The 240-nt window shown below is 60.4% G+C and carries 1 pseudogene; it reads right to left on the reverse strand.

Going from position 1 to position 240, the window contains the following annotated elements:
- Positions 1-240, reverse strand: a pseudogene (locus tag QP363_RS13485) (ISL3 family transposase); the annotation flags it as partial.

Here is a 240-nt window from a genome sequence, read left to right on the forward strand (position 1 = left end):
GCGCTCTTTAAGCCACCCGCTGAGCACGTGGGCGGATCTGCCCGGTCGCATGTCTAACAAACGAGCAGGCCCACGCCCGTCCACCAGCGGGGTGAGGTCAACAAGTATGGTCACCAGGTTTGATGCCTGACCTGGTTTTCTGGTGTGTTTCCATACATGTTCATCGACTCCGAGGACGCGAACCCCGTCTAGGTGGCAGGGGTCGCCGTAGACAAGCTGGCGACAGGCATCCAGTGCGAC

The sequence above is a fragment of the Corynebacterium sp. UMB6689 genome (genome assembly GCF_030215295.1).
Classification (GTDB): domain Bacteria; phylum Actinomycetota; class Actinomycetes; order Mycobacteriales; family Mycobacteriaceae; genus Corynebacterium; species Corynebacterium aurimucosum.